The sequence below is a fragment of the Erythrobacter colymbi genome, assembly GCF_002155685.1.
Classification (GTDB): domain Bacteria; phylum Pseudomonadota; class Alphaproteobacteria; order Sphingomonadales; family Sphingomonadaceae; genus Erythrobacter; species Erythrobacter colymbi.
Map to the genome: position 1 here is coordinate 131,335 of NZ_MUYK01000003.1, position 19,096 is coordinate 150,430.

Below are 19,096 nucleotides of genomic sequence, written 5' to 3' on the forward strand. Positions count from 1 at the left end.
TCAGTCCTTCAGCACCCAGGTATCCTTGGTGCCGCCTCCCTGACTGGAGTTGACCACCAGCGACCCCTTCTTGAGCGCGACGCGGGTGAGCCCGCCGGGGGTGATGTCGATGCCCTCGGGGCTGACCAGCACGAAAGGCCTGAGGTCCACATGGCGCGGGGCAAGGCCCTTGGCGGTGTAGATCGGGCAGGTCGACAGCGAGAGTGTCGGCTGGGCGATATAGTTGTCGGGCTTGGCGACCAGCTTCTCGCGGAAGGCGGCAATCTCGCGCTTGCTCGACGTCGGGCCGATCAGCATCCCGTAGCCGCCTGAACCGTGCACTTCCTTGACCACCAGCTCGGCGAGGTTGTCGAGGACATAGGCAAGGCTGTCCTTGTCGGCGCAGCGCCAGGTCTGGACGTTGGGCAGCAGCGGCCGCTCGCCGGTGTAGAATTCGACGATCTCGGGCATGAAGCTGTAGATCGCCTTGTCGTCCGAGATGCCCGTCCCCGGCGCATTGGCGATGGTGATCCCGCCGGAGCGATAGACGTCCATGATCCCCGGCACGCCCAGCACGCTATCGGGGTTGAAGGTGAGCGGATCGAGAAACTCGTCGTCGACGCGGCGATAGAGCACGTCGATCGGCTTGTAGCCGCGGGTGGTGCGCATCTGCACCCGCCCCTCGACCACGCGCAGATCGCTGCCCTCGACCAGCTCGGCCCCCATCTGGTCGGCGAGGAAGGCGTGCTCGAAATAGGCCGAGTTATAGATCCCCGGCGTCAGCACCGCGACAACCGGCTTGCCGCCGGAATAGGCGGGCGGCACGCAAGCCGCGAGACTGCGCGCAAGGCGGCGCGGGTAGTTCGAGACGGTCTCGACCCCGATGCGGCTGAACAGATCGGGGAACATCCCCATCATCGTCTCGCGGTTCTCGAGCATGTAGGAGACGCCCGAGGGGGTGCGCGCATTGTCCTCGAGCACGAAGAACTCGTCCGGCCCGGTGCGCACCAGATCGATCCCGACGATATGGGTGTAGATCCCGCCGGGCGGCGTGAAGCCGACCATGTTGGCGAGCCAGGCGTCATTGCCGCGCAGCAGCCGCTCGGGCAGCCTCCCTGCGCGCACGATCTCCTGCCGATGATAGAGGTCGTAGAGGAAGGAATTGAGCGCGCGCACCCGCTGCTCGATGCCCTTCGACAGCTTGCGCCACTCGGCCGCGGTGATGATGCGCGGCACCATGTCGAAGGGGATCAGGCGCTCTTCGGCCTCGTTCTCGCCATAGACGTTGAAGGTGATACCGGTGCGCCGGAAGGTGTCATCCGCCTCGCGGTTCTTGCGGCGCAGGAACTCGGGCGGCTGTTCGTCATGCCAGCGGCAATATTCGGCATAGGCGGGGCGGGTGTTGCCCTCACCATCGAACATCTCGTCGAAATTGCTGCCCCGCGCCTGCATCGACCCCCGCAGAATGACTTAGTCCGGCCACTCTAACCGGGCTTTCGCAAAAGGAAAGCGGGTGGGGCATCTGACGTAGATGGGGTGGAATGCGGGAATGTGGGAGGGGGTGGCCAGAGGTCCGCTTTGGGTGACAACCGGATAAAGAGTGCCGTCCAGCTAGCGACCCCGTTGCGGTCATTCGATCATTCGTTGCCTCGGCTCAAAGGCTGCAGACTCAGCACTGATCGTCAGCAAGCTCCGCTTCGAGACCAATGATTTCCTTGCGAAGTAGATCGACCACATCCCATCGTCAAATTTGAGTTCATTCACATAGCGATTGAGCACATCGCTCAAGTTGCCGTGAATGATTTGCGCTCCTTCAAAGACCAACCAACCTCCAAATTGATTATGGTCGTTCTTTTCTGAAACCAGCAAGTTGGGCCATTCGTCATCGATCTCAATTTTCAACGTCGACTCAGCCCAATGAGCCGAAACTACAATAGCATCGTGCAGCGCGGCTCGATCTGCCAGCCAGTCCGACGTGATGGTCTCTGATTGTGCCATGCACATCTTATGGCAGATGATCGCTTAAGGCCGCATTTCCACCCGTTTCGCGCCATTCCGAAACCGCCGCCCTCACACTGTTACCAGACGTGGCACCTGCGCTAGCTGCGGGTCACTTCCAGCTCCGCCAGCACCGTCCGGATCACTTGCGGATCATAGGTGAAGCCCATGTGCGTGCAGCGCAGCGCCACCGCACGGTCGCGTTCGCCCGGGCGGCCGGCGGCGCAGCGCGGGGCGATGACGCCGTCATTGCCGCTCCACAGCGCGACCGTCTCGACCGGCGGCTTGACCCGCAGCTCGGCGGCGACGGGAGGCGCGTCGACCGAGTGGCCGGTGATGAACTGGTAGGCGCGCCACACGTTGTTCGCCCGCGGAGAGCCGCTGAAGGGCGAGCCCATCGTGACAACCTTCGCCACCGCCTGCGGCTGGCGCTTGGCGATCTCGCGCGCATAGAGTCCGCCAAGGCTCCATCCGACCAACACCACCTTGCGCCCGTGGCGCGCGTGGAGCTGGAGCAGCCGTTCCTCGACCGCGTCGAAACGTTCCTCGGTCGGCCCCCAGTTGAAGCCGAGACCCCAGCGCTTGGCGATGTGGCCCGCGCTCTCCATCTGGCGCGCCAGATAGCGCATCCGCATCGGGTGCGCGCCGAAGCCGGGGAGCAGCATCACCACCTGCGGGTTGGCGGTGGGCGCGATGTCGAGCTTGCGTCGCGCGCGGCGGACGGGTTCAAGCAGCACCTGCGCCTCGCCCAGAAGGCGCACGAGGCGCGGCTTGCCGCTTTCGTGTTCCTCGGGGATCGCCTCGCGGGCGAGCGCAACGCGGCGCGCCAGCTCGCTCGCGGCATAGGCCTGCTGCGCGCGGCCGCCAGCCGCAACCAGCGGCGCGGGCAATCGGGGACGGTCAAAGGCGAAGCGCGAAGCCATGCCGGGCACAAGGCCAGAACCGCCCTGAACGGTCAATTAATTGTAACCCGCGTAACAAATCCGACACATTTCACCTGGCCGGTGTTTCGGGCGCGCCGGGGGCCGGACAGTCGCCTGTCCGCTGGAGTTGGCCGGAGACATTCATCGTCCCCGCCATCCCGCCGAAATCCATTTTCGTGGCGGCGGTGAAGTCCGCACCCGTGGCCTTGGCGGTGCCTTCCATCGCGGTGCGCGTGGTCGCCCCTTGCGCCTTGCACACCAGCATCCCCTGAAACGCGCCGTCCTTGAGGGCGAAGGTCTCGAAGGTGCAAACACCGTCCTGCCCTCTCTTCAGCAGCACCTCGAAGCCCTTGTCGACCTCGGCCGCGGTGAGGCAGCTTTCGAGCGTGCGGACGAGCCCTGCGCCGTGGCCTTTCATGTCCTCGGGCAGTCCGGGGATGTCGAGCCCGGTCATGGTGAGCGTGGTCTTGTAGAGCCCCGGCTGCGGCCTCAGCCCCTGCGCCTCGGCCTGTTTGGCGGCTTCGGCGAGGCTGGCGGGTGCGCCCTCACCCGCAGCATCCTCCTTCTCGCCCGAACAGCCTGCGGCGAGCAGGGCGGCGGCGAGGATTGTGAGAGAACGCGGGGTCATCGGGGCATCTCCTGAGGGTCTGTGCAGAGCCACAACGGCCCGCGCGCCAAACCGTGCCCCGAAAAGCGCCCGATCGCCCTCACCCCGCCTTGCACGTCCCCGCTTTGTTCCCCATAGATGGCGCATGGCCGAACTCGTGATCCGCCGCGGACTGGACGAGCCCGAAACGGGCGCCGATTTCGTCCCGCACCGCCCCCAGCGCCCCGACAAGTCGATGGGCGGCATCCCGTTCAAGCTGGTCTCGGACTACGAGCCGGCGGGCGACCAGCCGACCGCGATTGCCGAGCTGACCGAAAGCGCGCTTGCGGGCGAGAAGACGCAGGTGCTGCTGGGCGTCACCGGGAGCGGCAAGACCTTCACGATGGCCAAGGTGATCGAGACGCTCCAGCGCCCGGCGCTGATCCTTGCACCAAACAAGATCCTCGCCGCGCAGCTCTACGGGGAGTTCAAGAGCTTCTTCCCCGAAAACGCGGTCGAGTATTTCGTCTCCTATTACGATTACTACCAGCCCGAAGCCTACGTCCCGCGCTCGGACACCTACATCGAGAAGGAAAGCTCGGTGAACGAAGCGATCGACCGGATGCGCCACTCGGCCACCCGCGCGCTGCTGGAGCGGGACGACGTGATCATCGTCGCCTCGGTGTCGTGCCTCTACGGTATCGGCTCGGTCGAGACCTATTCGGCGATGATCTTCGACATCAAGGTGGGCGAGGTCGTCGACCAGCGCGAGCTGATCCGCAAGCTCGTCGCCCTGCAATACAAGCGCAATGACGCCGCCTTTGCGCGAGGCAATTTCCGGGTGCGCGGCGACAGCCTCGAAATCTTCCCCTCGCACTACGAGGACATGGCCTGGCGCGTCACCTTCTTCGGTGACGAGATCGAGGAGATCGCCGAGTTCGATCCGCTCACGGGCACCAAGGGCGCGAAGCTGGAGAAGGTGCGCGTCTATGCGAACTCGCACTACGTGACCCCCGGGCCGACGATGAAGCAGGCCGCTGCCGCGATCAAATTCGAGCTCGAGGAGCGGCTCAAGGAGCTTGAGGCGGAGGGCAAGCTGCTCGAACGTCAGCGGCTCGAACAGCGCACCAATTTCGACCTCGAGATGATCGCCGCCACCGGCAGCTGCGCGGGGATCGAAAACTACAGCCGCTTTCTGACCGGACGGCTCCCCGGCGAACCGCCGCCGACCTTGTTCGAATACCTGCCCGAAAACGCGCTCCTCTTCGTCGATGAGAGCCACCAGACCGTGCCGCAGATCGGCGCGATGGCGCGCGGGGACCACCGCCGCAAGCTGACGCTCGCCGAATACGGCTTCCGCCTGCCGAGCTGCATCGACAACCGCCCCTTGCGGTTCAACGAATGGGACGCGATGCGCCCGCAGACCTTCGCGGTCAGCGCCACCCCCGGCGGGTGGGAGATGGAGCAGACCGGCGGCGTCTTTGCCGAACAGGTCATCCGCCCCACCGGCCTGATCGACCCGCCCGTCACCATCCGCCCGGTCGAGGACCAGGTGCAGGACTGCATCACCGAGTGCAAGGCGACCGCCGCCAAGGGCTACCGCACCCTCGTCACCACGCTCACCAAGCGCATGGCCGAGGACCTCACCGAGTTCATGCACGAGGCCGGCGTGCGGGTGCGCTACATGCACTCCGACGTCGAGACGCTGGAGCGCATCGAGCTGATCCGCGACCTCAGGCTCGGGGTCTATGACGTGCTGGTCGGCATCAACCTGCTTCGCGAGGGCCTCGACATTCCCGAATGCGGGCTGGTGTGCATTCTGGACGCCGACAAGGAGGGCTTCCTGCGCTCCGAGACTTCGCTGATCCAGACCATCGGCCGCGCCGCGCGCAACGTGGATGGCCGGGTGATCCTCTATGCCGACCGAATTACCGGCAGCATGGAGCGCGCGCTCGCCGAAACCGACCGCCGCCGCGCCAAGCAGCAGGCTTACAACGAAGAACACGGGATCACCCCGCAGACGATCAAGCGCAACATCCACGACATTGTCGCGCATACGGCGGCGCAGGATAGCGTGCTGGTCGACACCGGCGATGACGAGCGCAACAACCTCGTCGGGCACAATCTGCGCTCGTATATCGAGGACCTCGAAAAGCGGATGCGCGATGCCGCCGCGAACCTCGAGTTTGAAGAGGCAGGCCGGCTGCGCGACGAAATCCGGCGGCTGGAAGCGGACGAGCTCGGCCTGCCAGACGACCAGAAGCGCGCGCCGATCGTCGGGCGTAGCAACGAGGGCAAGCCCGGGACGCGCAAGACGCGCTTCGGCAAGACGCGCTACAAGAAGATGGGCGGGAAGCCCTAAACCCCGTCGTCATGCTGACCTCGTTTCAGCATCCATCCGGCCTCCCGGAACGACGGCCCGCGAAGAAAGATGGACCCTGAAACAAGTTGAGGGTGACGACTCCGGGTCGAGGACTTGATCCGGCCTTTTCGCCCTGCCACTCCCCTCGCCCATGAACAGCCGACTCATTGCCGCGCTGGCCGCTGCCAGCACTCTCGCTCTTGCCATGCCCACCCTCGCGCAGGACGCGCACAAGGCCGAGGCAGCCGCCAAGCCCGCGCCGTCGCCCGAGGCGCAGAGCCGCAGCCGCGATCTGGTCGGCACCTTTGGCGGGCAGCGGATCGCGTTCAAGGCGACCATCGCCGACACGATCCTCACCGATGATGCGGGCAAGGCGGAGGCGGTGATCGTCACCACCTCCTATGTGAAGACCCCCGCCGATCCGACGCGGCCGGTGTTCTTCATCTACAACGGCGGGCCGGGTTCGGGCTCGGTGTGGCTCCAGATGGGAGCCTTCGGGCCCAAGCGCGTGGCGATCCCCTCGAACGCGAAGGATGACGGCGCCCCGCCCTATCCGCTGCTCGACAACCCCGACAGCCTGCTCGATGTCGCCGATCTCGTGTTCATCGATCCGCCGGGGACGGGCTTCAGCTATCTGACGCCGGGCACCGATCCCAAGAAGTATTACGGCCTGAGGCAAGACGCGCGCGCCATCGGCAAGGTGATCCGCCGCTGGATCAACGACAACGGCCGCTGGTCCTCCCCCAAATATCTCGGCGGGGAGAGCTACGGCACCACCCGCACCGCGATGGTGGCCGACGAGCTCGAGGGCTCGACCTACAACGATGTCGGCCTCAACGGCCTGATCCTGATCTCGACGATCCTCGATTTCGGCGTGGAGGATACGACGCCCGGCAACGAAATGGCCTATGTCGTCACCCTCCCGAGCATGGCGGCGGCGGCGTTCTATCACGGCAAGGTGCAGGCCCCCTCTGTCGAGGCGATCACCGCCGAAGCGCGCGCCTTTGCCATCGGACCCTTCGCCACCGCACTGCTCAAGGGGCAGGACCTGCCCGCCGCCGAGCGCGCGGCTGTGCGCAAGGAGCTCTCGCGCCTCACCGGCCTCAGCGAAACCTATCTCGATCAGGCCAACCTGCGCGTCACCGACCAGCGCTTCTACAAGGAGCTGCTGCGCGACCGCGGGCAGACCGTCGGGCGGCTCGACGCACGCTACACCGGCACCGATTACGACAATGCCGGCGAGACGCCGGACAACGACCCCAGCTTCTACGGCATCGACGCGGGCTACACCGCCGCGATCAACACCTGGGCGCGCGAGACGCTGGGCTATCGCACCGACCGCGAATATCAGTCGATCGGTCGCGAACCGGGGAATTACTGGGACTGGAGCCTGTCGCAACCTGACCGCGCGGCCTATCTCAACGTCGCCCCGCTGATCGGGCAGGCGATGCGCCAGAACAGCCAGCTGCGGCTGTTCAACGCGCAAGGGTACTACGATTTCGCCACGCCCTTCTTCGGCGCGGAATATTCGCTGAAGCGGCCGGGCATTCCGCAGGAACGGATCACGTGGAAATACTACGACGCGGGGCACATGATGTATGTGCGCGACGAGGACCGGGCGAAGCTCTCGGCCGATGTGCGCGCCTTCATCCGCGCGCGATGATGCGGCTGCCGCTGGCGCTGCTGGCGGGCCTCGCGCTGACGGGCCTCGCCGGATGCAAGCCGCCGCCGACCGATAGTGCCGTGGCGCGGGTGTCGCTGGCGGAGCGCGCGGGCGGGCCATCCGAGCCGCTGCCCTCGCCCGATGTCACGGGCGCGGCGTGGGCGAAGACGGCGAACCCGCTGCGGCTGGTCTATGGCATCCCCGGCCAGCCGGTGCTGCTGGCGCTCGAATGTCTCGAGCCCGCCACCCCCGAAGCGCGCCTGCGGATCACCCGCCATGTCCCCGCGGACGAAGGCGCGAGCGCGCTGCTCGCGCTGATCGGCAATGGCTGGATCGGGCGCTTCCCGGTCGATGCGACCGATGTGAGGGGCCAGAGCCTGTGGCAGGGCGACGTGCCCGCCACGCAGCGCGAGTGGGCGGCGCTCAAGCCGGAACGCGAGTCGACCGTTACCGTGCCGGGTGCGGGGCTGCTGAAGCTCAATCCGAGCCCGCTGCCATTGGAGCTGGTCACGACCTGCCGGGGCAAAGCCGCCGATACGCAGGCCGCCGAGCCGCTCGCCCCCGAGGCCTCAGCCGCCCGCTGAGGCCTTCTGTGCCAGCAAGTCCGGGGTGAGCACCTGCGGCAGCTGCTCGGGCTTGTCGCTGCCCGGCGCATACCACAGGTAGAGCGGCACGCCCGCCGCGCCCTGTTCGGTCAGGAAGGTCGTGATCGCCTCGTCGCGGACGGTCCAGTCGCCCACCAGCACCTTGACGCCCGCCTTCTCGAAGGCGGCCTTCGTGCTCTCGCGCTCGATCGAGGTCGCCTCGTTGACCTTGCAGGTGACACACCAGTCGGCGGTGAAATAGAGAAACACCGGCTTGCCCGAGGCACGCGCCTGCGCGAGCGCGTCGCGGCTGAAGGGTTCGCTCGCAAGGAGGCTCGCCTTGGCCTCGGCCCCCTTGGCCTCGTAGACATTGGGCAGCGCGATCAGGGCAAAGGCGAGGAAGGGCGCGGCGACGAGGGCGAAGGCGGGCCAGGCCATCTTGCCGCCGCGTTGCAGCTTGCCAACCACGAACAGGCCCAGCAGCACACCGAAGGCCAGCACCAGCGCCACGATCCCGAACCCGCGCCCGCCAAGCTGCACCGTCAGCCACAGGAGCGCGAGCGCGGTGAGCGCCATCGGGATCGCCATCAGCCGCCGGAACCGATCCATCCACGCGCCGGGCTTGGGCAGCATCTTGCGCAGCGGCGGCACGAAGCCGAGCAGCAGGAAGGGCAGCGCCAGCCCGAAGCCCAGCAGGCCGAACAGCGCCAGCGCCTGCGGCACCGGCAGCAGCAGCGCCGCACCCAGGGCCGCCGCCATGAAAGGCCCGGTGCAGGGGGTCGCCACGAAAGCCGCGAGAAGCCCGGTAGCGAAGGCCCCCGCCTTCTCCCCGCCCATGCTCACCGAGAAGGAGGGCAGCTCGAACAGGCCGGCAAAGTTCGCGGTGATCGCGGCGGCGAGCACCAGCAGCGCGACCACGACGCCGGGTTGCTGCAACTGGAACGCCCAGCCGACCTGCTCGCCCGCCGCGCGCAAGGCGAGCAGCAGCGCGCCAAGGCCGATGCAGGCGAGCACCACGCCCGCGGTATAGGCCAGCCCCTCGGAGCGCGCCTTGGCCTCGCTCTCCCCCGCACGGGCAAGCGCGATCGCCTTGAGGCTCAGGATCGGGAAGACGCAGGGCATGATGTTGAGGAGAAGGCCGCCCACCAGCGCGCCGAACACCAGCGTCCACCACGGAGCGACCGGCGTCTGCTTGGGGTCGGAGACCACCTCGCCTCCCGCCGGTACATCGCCGAGGGCAGCCTTGAATGCGAACCCGCCAGCGTCCTTGTCGCCGAAGGCAAGGATGCCCGAGACCGCCTCGGCCTTGCCGGAGCCGTATTCGTCGAGCGGGATCTCGGCGATCAGCACATCGCCCTTGCGGCGGAAGACCTGCGGCGCGGCATGGGCGACGAGTTTCTCGTTGGCGACGAAGACATGGGGTTTGCCGAGCGCCATCCCTTCGGGCAGCGGAATCGCCACCCGCAGCGTCTTGCCGGAGATCGCGAAAGTCGCCCGGGCATCGAGCAGCGGCGCGACCCCGGCCCGCCAGCGCGCGAAATCGCCGCCGGGCTTTGCCTCCAGCAGCGCGTCCTGCGGCACGCAGATCTGGTCCGTGCAGGCGAGATATTCGACATGCGCCTTCAGCGTTCCGGCAAAGCCCTTGACGCTCGGCCCCGGGGTGACGGGCACCAGCACGGTGTAGGGTCCCTGATAGACGTGGTTCATCAGCCCGCTGATCAGGAGCTGTTCGGGCACCGGATAGCGCGCCTCGCCCACCTCCCAGTCGGGCGGCAGGTCAAGCGTCAGCCTCATCCCCGCCCCCGCATCGCCGGGGTTCGACCAGTAGCCGTGCCACTCCGGCCCCTTGGGGGTGAAGTGCAGCGCCAGCAGCCATTCCTTGCCCTCGGCAGGCTGCCCCTCGGTGTGGAGCTCGACCGCGATATTCGCGTCGCCGAACTTCGCCTCGCCCGGCATCGTTGTCTGCGCGGCGGCAGGCCCCGCGAGCACCAGCATTGCGGCCAGCGCAAGCACCCATGCAGCGAATTGTCGGATCGGGGATGTGAAGATTCTTGCGTGTCGCACGGGCAACCCTCTAGGCTTTGCCCCCCTACTTCGCAATCGGAGCCGCCAAGGTGACAGCAACTTCAGACAATCTTGAAGCAGCCGGGGGGAGCCGCGACCTCGTGATCCTCGGCGGCGGTCTCGTCGGGATGACGCTGGCGCTGGCGGCGGCGAAGAAGGGCCTCTCCAGCCACGTGATCGACCGCGCCGATCCGGCGGAACTCACCGCCGAGGGCTTCGACGACCGCGCCACCGCGATCTCGACCGCGAGCTGGCACCTGTTCGAGAACATCGGCATCGCCGAGGGGCTGGAGCAATTCGCCTGCGACATCGCCAGCATCGCCGTGACCGACCAGCAGAAGCCCGGCCGCCTCGATTTCGTCCCCGGCGAGGGTGACGGCACATTGGGCCGGATGTTCCCCAACCGCCGGCTCCGGCTGGCGCTGTTCGAGGCCGCGGCGAAGGAGCCGCTGATCAACTGGGTCGCCAAGGCCCACGTGACCGAGCGCCAGCGTTCCGAATATGGCGTCGCCGCGGTGCTGGCCGACGGGCGCAAGCTCAAGGGCAGCCTGATGGTCGCCGCCGAAGGCCGCCAGTCCCCCACCCGCGATGCGGCGGGGATCACCATTGCCAAGTGGGATTACCAGCACCGCGCGATCATCTGCGGGCTCACCCACGAAAAGCCACACGGCAATGTCGCCTGGGAGATTTTCTACCCCGCCGGGCCCTTCGCGCTGCTGCCGCTGAATGACGATGCCGACGGCACCCATCGCTGCTCGCTGGTGTGGACCGTGTCGGAAAAGGATGCGGCGGGCGTCACCAAGCTCGGTGACCGCGCGTTTCTGGCCGAGGTCGAGAAGCGCATGGGGGGCGTGCTGGGCAAGGTGCTGACCGTCGGGCAGCGCTCGTCCTACCCGATCGGCTTCCACCACACCGCCAAGATCACCGCCGAGCGCCTCGCGCTGATCGGCGATAGCGCCCACGGCATCCACCCGATTGCGGGTCAGGGCCTCAACCTCGGGCTGAGGGACGTGGGCGCGCTCGTCGAAGTGCTGGCGGAAGGCGCGCGGCTCGGCCTTGATCCGGGCGATCCGGAGTTGCTCAAGCGCTACGAGACCTGGCGCGGGCTCGACAGCTTCATGGTGGCGCTCGCGACCGACGGCCTCACCCGCCTGTTCGGTGTCCCCGGCAAGACTGCGAGCGCGGTGCGCCGCCTCGGCATGGCCGCGGTGCAGCGCACGCCGCTCCTCAAGCAGTTCTTCATGGACGAGGCGCGCGGCGTGTCGGGCGATCTGCCCGAAGTGCTGAAGGCCTGAAGGCTGCTCCCATGTGGCCACTGCCGGATCAGGACGACACTAATCGCCTGATGGCATGGCAGCATGATCTCATCCGCACGTTACGGAGAGGATGGCGCCGGCTGGCCATTGTGCTGGCGGCCCTCGTCGTGGTTGCGCTGGCGATAAATCCGAGCTGGCATGCCGCCGGTCAGGCCGCCTTGGGGATCGCGGTGCTTCTGGCTTTCGATCTGGTCTTCGCCCTTGCCGCCCGGCTGACACTATCTTTCGTGGAGAGGGACAAGCGCCCCTGATCAGGGCCGCACCAGCGGGCTCAGCTGGCGGACCGGATTGCCCGCCCCGTCGCGCAGGCCGCGCTGGTCGAGCACGGCGGCGGTCTCGATCACTTCGAGGGCGTCCATCGCCTTCTTGTAGCGTTCCGCGTCACTGATCCACGCCTGCGCCTTGGCGGCGCCGGGCATGCCCTTCACCTCGTCGATCGCGGCCTGATAGCGCCCCTGCTCGAGCGCCCAGCGCGCGCGCTCCATGCGCTTTTGCGGCTGGGGCGAGGGGGTGGTCTCGCGGCGGAAGACGAAGAGCTGTTTCAGCTCGCGCTTGAAGGCGCCCCACGAGGGGCCCTCGCTGCTCTCGCGCAATTGCGGGGCGAGGCCGTCGAGCCGCGCGGTGAGGCTGTCGATCCGGACCGGGTTGCGCGAGAAGTCGATGATCGTCGCCACAGCGTTGGGCCACTGGTCGCCGAAGCGGATGCGCAGCTGGTCGGCGAGATAGCCGAGTTCCGCTCCGCGCTCGACCGAGCGGCGGGTGGCGAAGGCGATCAGCAGGCTCTCGGCGCGCGCGGCATTGCCGGCGGCGGCCTGAGCCTGGAGATCGAGGCGGGTGAGGCGCTGCTCGGCGGCGGCGAGGCGCTGGTCGATGCCGCCCTGCTGCTCGGCCACGCGCTCGGCCGCCTGTTCGGCCTTCATCGCGGCAGCGAGCGGCGTGGGGGCGGTGGCAAGCGAGGGTGACGGGGACGGCGCCGCAACGGCAGCCGCAGGGCGCGGCGGTGCGGCGCGCTCTCCGGCGAGGTTGTACCACACCACCCAGCCGACCAGCCCGCCCCCCGCCAAAAAGGCGAGGCAAGCGGCCAGGATCAGCGCGCGCGCCGACCCGGGCTTGGGGGGGCTGTCATAAGGAGATGATCCGGGCTGCGATGCCATCCTGATCCGTTCGTCTGACCCTGTGCGTTCTGTCACCGGTCCGGGCTATTCGGCCCGTCCGGCGCGACGGCGGGAATGGAGCGCGGCTGGCCGCACAAGTCAAACACCAATTGCATCAGCGTGGTCTCGTCGGGGCGGGCGGCGGTGTGGATGGCGGCCCATCCCTCCCCCGCCGCTGCCGCAATCCGGGGGCCGAGCGCGGCGAGCGTGATGCGGGTGCTCTCAAGCCCGAGCCGGTCGCATTCGGCAGCGAAATGGCTGGCGGTGGCGGCGGAGTGGAGCAGCACCAGCGCCTCGCCCGAGGCGAGCAATTCGGCCACCGGATCGAGCGGCAGCAGCTCCGAGCGATAGGCGATCACCTCGGCGAAGGTGACGCCCGGCGGCGGGGTCAGCGGCACGTGCTCCTCGCCCGCGATGCGCAGCAGATGACGCGGGCCCTCGATGGCATCGAGCACGCCTTGCAGGCCCCCGCTCCCCGTCATGGCGACGGTGAACCCGGCGGCGCGGGCGGCGGCGGCGGTCGCCTCCCCCACGGCGTAGACGGGCTTTCCGGCGAGCCGCACGAGATGCGGCCCGCCGTGCAGGATCGCGTTGGCGCTGCCGATCAGGAGCCCGTCGATCCCGTCAGGATCGGGACAGTCCCACGCCACGGCGCGGATTGCCGACAGGGCGTGGCCGGTGACCGCGAGGCCCCCTTCGCGGGCTCTCTCCAGCGTCGCGGCAAGCCCCGGCTCGGGCCTGAGCGCGAGCACCTGCATGCTCAGCCCGCAGCCCGGAAATGCGCGGTGATGGCCTCGGGCGCGCGGGCGAGGAGATCGGCGGCGAGCGCCTCGACCGCGGCGTGATCGCCCGGCGCGAAGCTGGCGGTGCCCTCGATCCGGTCGGCCCCGTCAGGGGAGAACAGCGCGGCGCGCATCGCCAGCGTCTCGCCCGAAAGCTCGCACAGCACCGCGACCGGCGAGTGGCACGTGCCCCCGAGCGCGGCGAGCAGCGCGCGCTCGGCCTCCAGCTCGGCGCGGGTCGGCGCATGGTCGATCGCGGCAAGGAGCGCGGTGGTCGCGGCATCGTCGGCGCGGCACTCGATGGCGATGACGCCCTGCGCGGCGGCCGGAATCCACTCGTCCGAGCCGAGCGGATTGCCGACGTCCGACTGCTCGAGCCTCTCGAGACCCGCGGCAGCCAGGAAGGTCACATCAGCCTCGCCCTCGGCGAGCTTCTTGAGGCGCGTGGCGACATTGCCGCGGAAGGTTACGACCTTGCAATCGGGCCGCAGGTTGAGAAGCTGCGCAGCGCGGCGCGGCGCGCTGGTGCCGACGGTCGCGCCCTCGGGGATGTCGGCAATGCTGGCCGCCCCCACGAGGCTGTCTCGCCGGTCGGCGCGCGGCAGGAAGGCGGGGAAATGGAACACATCGGGCCGGATCGTCTCGACATCCTTGGCCGAGTGGACCGAAAGGTCGATCCGCCCCTCGCCCAGCCACTGGTCCAGCTCCTTGGTCCACAGCGCCTTGCCGCCGATTTCGGACAGGGGCCGGTCGAGCACCTTGTCGCCGCTGGCGAGCACGGGGACGAGTTCGACCTCGTCCTCGGCCCAGCCGTGGGCGGCACACAGGCGCGCGCGGGTCTCGTAGGCCTGCGCCATCGCCAGCGGAGAATTGCGGGTGCCGAGGCGCAGGCGGGCCTTGGGGCGCGGCGTCGTTTGGTGTGCGTCAGTCATAGCCACGCTTGCCCTACCCGCCATAGCGACTAGATGGAAGCCGGATGGGATCGGCAACGCACACCCTTGAAGCGCCTCTGGTGCCCCCTCTCGTGCTCGGTATCGAGTCGAGCTGCGATGAAACCGCGGTCGCGCTGGTGCGCGGCAACCGCGTGATCGTAGCGCAGGCAATCGCCAGCCAGGAGGCCGAACACGCCCCCTATGGCGGCGTCGTCCCCGAGATCGCCGCCCGCGCCCATGCCGAGCGGCTGGCGCCGATGCTCGAGAAGGTCATGGCCGAGGCCGGCGTGGCGCTCGCCGATGTCGATGCGATTGCCGCGACCGCCGGGCCGGGGCTGATCGGCGGCGTGATGGTCGGGCTGGTAAGCGCCAAGGCGCTGGCGATGGCGTCGGGCAAGCCGCTGCTGGCGGTCAACCATCTGGAGGGCCACGCGCTCTCGCCGCGCCTCGCGGATGGCGAACTCGCCTTTCCCTATCTGCTGCTGCTGGTTTCGGGCGGGCATTGCCAGATTCTCGCGGTGGAGGGCGTCGGGCAATACCGCCGCCTTGCCACCACCATCGACGATGCGCTGGGCGAGGCTTTCGACAAGACCGCGAAGATCCTGGGCCTCGGCTTTCCCGGCGGCCCTGCGGTCGAGCGGCTTGCGCTGGAGGGCGACCCCAAGGCGGTGCCGCTTCCGAGACCGCTGAAGGGTGCGAAGGAACCGCATTTCTCCTTCGCCGGCCTCAAAAGCGCTGTGCTGCGGGCGGTCGAGAGCGGTGCCCACGCGCCCGCAGATATCGCCGCGAGTTTCCAGCAAGCCGCCGTGGAGTGCCTGATCGACCGGCTCGAACTGGCGCTGGATACCGCTGGCCCTTTCCCGGCGCTGGTCGTCGCAGGCGGGGTTGCCGCCAACAAGACCGTGCGCGCGGCGCTCGAAGCGCTCGCCGCCAAGCACGCGATGCGCTTCACCGCGCCGCCGCTGGCGCTGTGCACCGATAATGCCGCGATGATCGCCTGGGCCGGGTGCGAGCGTCTGGCGCAGGAAGGCGAAGGCTTCGCCGGCGACCCGCTCGACTTCCTCGCGCGCCCGCGCTGGCCGCTCGATCCGGCCGCCGAGGCCGTGCGCGGCGCGGGGTACAAGGCATGACGGGCACGCAGGCCATCGGCGTCATCGGCGCGGGCGCATGGGGCACCGCGCTCGCGCAGATGCTCGCAAGCGACGGGCGCGATGTGGTGCTGTGGGCTTACGAGCCCGAAGTGGTCGCCGCGATCAACGGCGGACACCGCAACCCGCTCTACCTGCCCTCGGCCACCCTCGCCCCGACCATCCGCGCGACGGGCGAGATTGCGGAACTGGCGGGGCTCGAGACCGTGCTGGTCGTAACCCCCGCGCAGGTGCTGGGCAAGGTGCTGGCCGGCCTCCCCTCCCACCCCCGCGATCTGGTGCTGTGCTCCAAGGGGATCGAGGCGGGGACGGGCCGCATGATGAACGACGTCGCGCGCGAGGCGGCCCCCGGCAGCGCCATCGCGGTGCTCTCCGGGCCGACCTTCGCGCACGAGGTCGCCGCCGGGCTGCCGACCGCCGTCACCCTCGCCTGCGCGGGCGGAACGGCGCAGTGGGAGCGGCTTGCGCCCGCCATCGCGCGGCCTGCCTTCCGGCCTTACTACTCAGACGACGTCATCGGCGCGGAGATCGGCGGCGCGGTCAAGAACGTGCTCGCCATCGCCTGCGGGGTGGTCGACGGGCTCGGCCTCGGCCAGAACGCGCGCGCGGCGCTGATCGCGCGCGGCTATGCCGAGATGCTGCGCTTCGGCGAGGCGCTGGGCGCGCGGGCCGAGACACTCTCCGGCCTGTGCGGATTGGGCGACCTGGTGCTGACCTGCTCCTCCACCTCGAGCCGCAACTTCAGCCTCGGCAAGGCGCTGGGCGGAGGTGCTTCCGCCGCCGATCTCATGGCCGACCGGCGCACCGTGGCCGAAGGCGCCTTCACCGCGCCCGTCCTCGCCGGGCTGGCCGATACGCGCGGGATCGCCATGCCGATCGTCGCCGCGGTCGATGCGATCCTCAAGGGCGAGAACGCCCGCGCCGTGGTCGCCGCTCTGCTGGCGCGCCCCCTCAAGGCCGAGCGGGACGCGCCTCAGTGAACGCCCCCGCCGCCGCGCCCGAGAAGGACGAAGACCTCGCCGCCCTGGCCAAGGGCGGGCGGACGAACACGCTGGGCTTCGTGGTGCGCCTCATCGCGCGCATCCCCTTCCTCGTCATCGCCACCCGCCTCTATGGCGCCGAAGCGCTCGGCCGGTTCGCCTCGGCGCTGGTGCTGATCGAGATCGTCGCGCTGCTGTGCTCGCTCGGCGAGAAGCGCGGGCTGGCGCAGCGCCTGTCGGAAGGCGCGGGCGAGAACCGGGCGGCGGAGACGAACCTCGTCTATGACGGAATCCTGCTGGCGCTCGCCTACTCCGCCGTCGCCGCCGCGGTGCTCTGGGTTTTCCCCGAGCCGATGTTCCCCAACGGGATGAACTCAGGCTGGGACCTGTGGCTGATCGCCACCATCCCCGCCTTTGCCGTCACCGAGATCCTGCTCGCGGCGCAGGCCTACCGCTTCGACATCGCCACCACGGTGCGCGCACGGGCGGTGGTGGAGCCGTGGACGATCTCGATCGGCGCAGGCGTGTTCTTCTTCCTCCCCGCCACGCGCGAGAGCGGGCTGGCGCTCGCCTATATCGCGTCGATCTATGCCGGGCTGCTGACCGCGCTGTGGCCGTTCCTGCGCACCTATGGCCTGCCGCGCGCATGGAAGCCGCACCCGGGCACGCTCGCGCGTATGTCGGCGCGGGCCTTCCCGATCGTCGGCGCGGACGCGATCGAGCGGGGGACGCGCCTGCTCGACATCTTCATCCTCGGCCTGTTCGCCCCGCCCTCGGCGGTCGGCATCTACTACGCCGCGCAGCAGATCGCCTCGCTGCCGCAGAAGCTCAAGACCAGCTTCGAGCCGATCCTCTCGCCAGTGATCACCAAGAACCTGCGGATCGGCAACATGGAGGCGATCGCCGCGCAGGTGCGGCAGGTGGGGTTCTGGATCATCGCCATCCAGCTCGGCATCGCGCTGGTGCTGGGCGTGCCGGGCGAAGCGGTCATGGGCCTGTGGGGCCCGGCCTATGTCGCGGGCACCGCGGCGCTCGCCTTCCTGCTCGCTGCCGAAGTCGCCGCCTCGATGGCGGTCGTCTCGGAGAGCGTGCTGGTCTACATCGCGAGGAAGCGCAACCTTGCGATCTCGGTCGCGGTGATCGCCTTGCAGGCGGTGCTCACCATCGCCTTCATCAAGATCGCGCAGGCACAGGGCCTCGGGCGCGGGTTCCAGGCGGCAGGCGCGGCCGGTGCGCTGCTGGTGGCGCTCGCAACCTCGAGCCTCGTCAAGGCGCTGCTGCTCAAGCACCTGCTCAAGGCCCCGGTCTCCAACTGGCGCTGGGCGCTGGTCTACGCCGCCGCGCCTGCCGTGGTGGTCGGATATGCCTTCACCTGGCTCCCTGAATGGATGGAATTGCTGCTCGGCGTGCCCGCCGTGCTCGGCACCTATGCGGTGGTGATCTGGCGGCGCGGTTTCGACGAGACCGACAAGGTGCTGTTCCGCAAACAGGTGGTTCCCGATCCCGAGACCGACCTGTCCTGAGAGGGTGCGCTAGGGCCACCGGGCTGCTAGAGCGCGCGCCGTAACCCGAATCCCGCAGGAGACCCGCCGCCATGGCCGATATCACCGCCAACCTGCCGCTGATCCTGATCGCGCTCGCCGCGCTGGTGCTGGCGATCGTGATCTTCACCCGCGTGAACCGCAAGGCCCGCGTCATCGCCGACGAGAGCGGCGCGCCGCTCGCCCGCGACGTGCTGGCCGAGGGCGCCGCGCCCGCCCCGCGCAACCAGGCGCTGATCGACGCGCCGCGCGCGATGGACGTGTCCTTCGGCGAGCTCACCGCCGCCGCCAATGCCCAGCCCACCGCCGCCGCCCCGATGGGCACCGATGCCGAGGCCGGACCGCAGGTCGCCCCCGCTCCCGAAGCCCCCGCCGCCCCCCCTGCCGCGCCGGGCTCGGGCGACGACCTCACCCGCATCAAGGGCCTCGGCCCCAAGATCGCCGCGCTGCTCGGCGAATTCGGCATCACATCCTACGCCCAGATCGCCGCCTGGACGCCCGAGGAGATCGAGCGCATCGATGCCAAGCTCGGCCGCTTCTCGGGCCGCATCACCCGTGACCAGTGGGTGGCGCAGGCGCAAATGCTCGCTGCGGGCGATGAAAGCGGCTTTGCCGAACAATTTGGCAGGAATGGATGAGATTCCGCAAAGCTGGACGTCCAAACCGTGATACAGTCCCTTTCATTGGGATTCGAAAACACGGGAGACGACCGATGGCTTTGCGAATCTTGGTGGCCGAAGACGAGTTCATTACCGCCTTCGATCTGTGCGATACTTTCGAGGAAGCGGGCTACGAGGTCGAAGGGCCGCACGCCGGCATATCCTCCGCGATGCTCGCCTGCCAGAAGGAAAAGCCCGATCTCGCGCTGCTCGATGTCGAGCTGGCCGACGGGCTGACCTACGAACTGGCGCAGAAGCTGATTGACGACAACGTCCCCGTCATCCTCCACTCCGCCCCCGAAGACGCCCGCGCCCTCGCGGTCCGCTTCCCCGGCGCAACGACACTGGCCAAGCCCTGCCCGCCCGCGCAACTGCTCGACACGGTAAGCCGGGTGCTGACCCCGGTTTGAGAGGGGCGCCGGGCT

The 19,096-nt window shown here is 68.7% G+C and carries 18 protein-coding genes; 10 read left to right on the forward strand and 8 right to left on the reverse strand.

Annotated features, from left to right (window positions below; genetic code table 11):
• The 4 genes from BZF57_RS07375 to BZF57_RS07390 form a co-directional block, all read right to left on the reverse strand.
• Window positions 1-1,431, reverse strand: a complete 1,431-nt coding sequence (locus tag BZF57_RS07375) for a circularly permuted type 2 ATP-grasp protein (RefSeq protein WP_086736327.1) — start codon at window positions 1,429-1,431, stop codon at window positions 1-3.
• Between the two features lie 177 nt (window positions 1,432-1,608).
• A complete protein-coding gene (locus tag BZF57_RS07380; protein ID WP_143738405.1) occupies window positions 1,609-1,977 on the reverse strand; it encodes a hypothetical protein in 369 nt (122 codons plus the stop codon).
• A gap of 101 nt (window positions 1,978-2,078) precedes the next feature.
• On the reverse strand, window positions 2,079-2,900 hold the full coding sequence (locus BZF57_RS07385) for an esterase/lipase family protein (RefSeq protein ID WP_143738408.1): 822 nt from the start codon (window positions 2,898-2,900) through the stop codon (window positions 2,079-2,081).
• A 70-nt stretch (window positions 2,901-2,970) separates the two neighbouring features.
• Window positions 2,971-3,528, reverse strand: a complete 558-nt coding sequence (locus tag BZF57_RS07390; RefSeq protein ID WP_162290960.1) for a DUF3617 domain-containing protein — start codon at window positions 3,526-3,528, stop codon at window positions 2,971-2,973.
• A 124-nt stretch (window positions 3,529-3,652) separates the two neighbouring features.
• Here BZF57_RS07390 and uvrB point away from each other — a divergent pair, with 124 nt between their 5' ends.
• From uvrB to BZF57_RS07405, 3 genes are all read left to right on the forward strand, one after another.
• A complete protein-coding gene (gene uvrB / locus BZF57_RS07395) occupies window positions 3,653-5,848 on the forward strand; it encodes an excinuclease ABC subunit UvrB (protein WP_086736331.1) in 2,196 nt (731 codons plus the stop codon).
• 151 nt (window positions 5,849-5,999) lie between these two features.
• Window positions 6,000-7,511 carry a S10 family peptidase gene (locus BZF57_RS07400; RefSeq protein ID WP_086736333.1) on the forward strand — a complete coding sequence of 504 codons (1,512 nt, stop codon included), beginning with the start codon at window positions 6,000-6,002 and terminating at the stop codon, window positions 7,509-7,511.
• Window positions 7,508-8,095 (forward strand): hypothetical protein, encoded by a 588-nt coding sequence (locus BZF57_RS07405; protein WP_086736335.1) that lies wholly within the window; start codon window positions 7,508-7,510, stop codon window positions 8,093-8,095. Before BZF57_RS07400 ends, BZF57_RS07405 begins: the two co-directional genes overlap by 4 nt.
• Here BZF57_RS07405 and BZF57_RS07410 read toward each other — a convergent pair.
• Window positions 8,081-10,159, reverse strand: coding sequence for a protein-disulfide reductase DsbD family protein (locus tag BZF57_RS07410; protein ID WP_086736337.1), 2,079 nt, complete (start codon window positions 10,157-10,159; stop codon window positions 8,081-8,083). The genes BZF57_RS07405 and BZF57_RS07410 overlap by 15 nt on opposite strands.
• 50 nt (window positions 10,160-10,209) lie before the next feature.
• Here BZF57_RS07410 and BZF57_RS07415 point away from each other — a divergent pair, with 50 nt between their 5' ends.
• Window positions 10,210-11,454: a UbiH/UbiF/VisC/COQ6 family ubiquinone biosynthesis hydroxylase gene (locus BZF57_RS07415; protein WP_206073222.1), complete on the forward strand. Its 1,245-nt coding sequence runs from the start codon at window positions 10,210-10,212 to the stop codon at window positions 11,452-11,454.
• Between the two features lie 11 nt (window positions 11,455-11,465).
• Complete coding sequence (locus BZF57_RS07420) at window positions 11,466-11,726, forward strand: hypothetical protein (protein ID WP_086736339.1); 261 nt, start codon at window positions 11,466-11,468, stop codon at window positions 11,724-11,726.
• On the opposite strand, the gene BZF57_RS07425 is transcribed toward BZF57_RS07420, so the two are convergent.
• Genes BZF57_RS07425 through hemC form a run of 3 tightly spaced genes read right to left on the reverse strand, consistent with a single transcriptional unit; the run spans window position 11,727 to window position 14,343 of the window.
• Complete coding sequence (locus tag BZF57_RS07425) at window positions 11,727-12,629, reverse strand: MICOS complex subunit MIC60 (protein ID WP_240505888.1); 903 nt, start codon at window positions 12,627-12,629, stop codon at window positions 11,727-11,729.
• A gap of 32 nt (window positions 12,630-12,661) precedes the next feature.
• Window positions 12,662-13,387: a uroporphyrinogen-III synthase gene (locus tag BZF57_RS07430; protein WP_086736342.1), complete on the reverse strand. Its 726-nt coding sequence runs from the start codon at window positions 13,385-13,387 to the stop codon at window positions 12,662-12,664.
• A 2-nt stretch (window positions 13,388-13,389) separates the two neighbouring features.
• On the reverse strand, window positions 13,390-14,343 hold the full coding sequence (hemC, locus tag BZF57_RS07435) for a hydroxymethylbilane synthase (RefSeq protein ID WP_086736344.1): 954 nt from the start codon (window positions 14,341-14,343) through the stop codon (window positions 13,390-13,392).
• Window positions 14,344-14,387: 44 nt separating this feature from the next.
• Between hemC and tsaD the strand changes: the two genes are divergently transcribed.
• The 5 genes from tsaD to BZF57_RS07460 all read left to right on the forward strand — a co-directional run bounded on the left by tsaD (window position 14,388) and on the right by BZF57_RS07460 (window position 19,081).
• Window positions 14,388-15,473 carry a tRNA (adenosine(37)-N6)-threonylcarbamoyltransferase complex transferase subunit TsaD gene (gene tsaD / locus BZF57_RS07440; protein WP_086736346.1) on the forward strand — a complete coding sequence of 362 codons (1,086 nt, stop codon included), beginning with the start codon at window positions 14,388-14,390 and terminating at the stop codon, window positions 15,471-15,473.
• Window positions 15,470-16,471 (forward strand): NAD(P)H-dependent glycerol-3-phosphate dehydrogenase, encoded by a 1,002-nt coding sequence (locus BZF57_RS07445; protein ID WP_086736349.1) that lies wholly within the window; start codon window positions 15,470-15,472, stop codon window positions 16,469-16,471. Before tsaD ends, BZF57_RS07445 begins: the two co-directional genes overlap by 4 nt.
• A complete protein-coding gene (locus BZF57_RS07450) occupies window positions 16,468-17,994 on the forward strand; it encodes a lipopolysaccharide biosynthesis protein (RefSeq protein ID WP_086736351.1) in 1,527 nt (508 codons plus the stop codon). Before BZF57_RS07445 ends, BZF57_RS07450 begins: the two co-directional genes overlap by 4 nt.
• Window positions 17,995-18,065: 71 nt before the next feature.
• On the forward strand, window positions 18,066-18,650 hold the full coding sequence (locus BZF57_RS07455; RefSeq protein WP_086736352.1) for a hypothetical protein: 585 nt from the start codon (window positions 18,066-18,068) through the stop codon (window positions 18,648-18,650).
• Between the two features lie 74 nt (window positions 18,651-18,724).
• Window positions 18,725-19,081, forward strand: coding sequence for a response regulator (locus BZF57_RS07460; protein WP_169712937.1), 357 nt, complete (start codon window positions 18,725-18,727; stop codon window positions 19,079-19,081).
• The last annotated feature ends 15 nt before the right edge of the window (window positions 19,082-19,096 follow it).

What these genes read in the sequence shown, in the direction of transcription:
- BZF57_RS07375 (WP_086736327.1), bottom strand. Translation starts at nt 1,431, where the DNA reads ATGCAGGCGCGGGGCAGCAATTTCGACGAGATGTTCGATGGTGAGGGC.
- BZF57_RS07380 (WP_143738405.1), bottom strand. Translation starts at nt 1,977, where the DNA reads ATGGCACAATCAGAGACCATCACGTCGGACTGGCTGGCAGATCGAGCC.
- BZF57_RS07385 (WP_143738408.1), bottom strand. Translation starts at nt 2,900, where the DNA reads ATGGCTTCGCGCTTCGCCTTTGACCGTCCCCGATTGCCCGCGCCGCTG.
- BZF57_RS07390 (WP_162290960.1), bottom strand. Translation starts at nt 3,528, where the DNA reads ATGACCCCGCGTTCTCTCACAATCCTCGCCGCCGCCCTGCTCGCCGCA.
- uvrB (WP_086736331.1), top strand. Translation starts at nt 3,653, where the DNA reads ATGGCCGAACTCGTGATCCGCCGCGGACTGGACGAGCCCGAAACGGGC.
- BZF57_RS07400 (WP_086736333.1), top strand. Translation starts at nt 6,000, where the DNA reads ATGAACAGCCGACTCATTGCCGCGCTGGCCGCTGCCAGCACTCTCGCT.
- BZF57_RS07405 (WP_086736335.1), top strand. Translation starts at nt 7,508, where the DNA reads ATGATGCGGCTGCCGCTGGCGCTGCTGGCGGGCCTCGCGCTGACGGGC.
- BZF57_RS07420 (WP_086736339.1), top strand. Translation starts at nt 11,466, where the DNA reads ATGTGGCCACTGCCGGATCAGGACGACACTAATCGCCTGATGGCATGG.
- BZF57_RS07425 (WP_240505888.1), bottom strand. Translation starts at nt 12,629, where the DNA reads ATGGCATCGCAGCCCGGATCATCTCCTTATGACAGCCCCCCCAAGCCC.
- BZF57_RS07430 (WP_086736342.1), bottom strand. Translation starts at nt 13,387, where the DNA reads ATGCAGGTGCTCGCGCTCAGGCCCGAGCCGGGGCTTGCCGCGACGCTG.
- hemC (WP_086736344.1), bottom strand. Translation starts at nt 14,343, where the DNA reads ATGACTGACGCACACCAAACGACGCCGCGCCCCAAGGCCCGCCTGCGC.
- tsaD (WP_086736346.1), top strand. Translation starts at nt 14,388, where the DNA reads ATGGGATCGGCAACGCACACCCTTGAAGCGCCTCTGGTGCCCCCTCTC.
- BZF57_RS07445 (WP_086736349.1), top strand. Translation starts at nt 15,470, where the DNA reads ATGACGGGCACGCAGGCCATCGGCGTCATCGGCGCGGGCGCATGGGGC.
- BZF57_RS07455 (WP_086736352.1), top strand. Translation starts at nt 18,066, where the DNA reads ATGGCCGATATCACCGCCAACCTGCCGCTGATCCTGATCGCGCTCGCC.
- BZF57_RS07460 (WP_169712937.1), top strand. Translation starts at nt 18,725, where the DNA reads ATGGCTTTGCGAATCTTGGTGGCCGAAGACGAGTTCATTACCGCCTTC.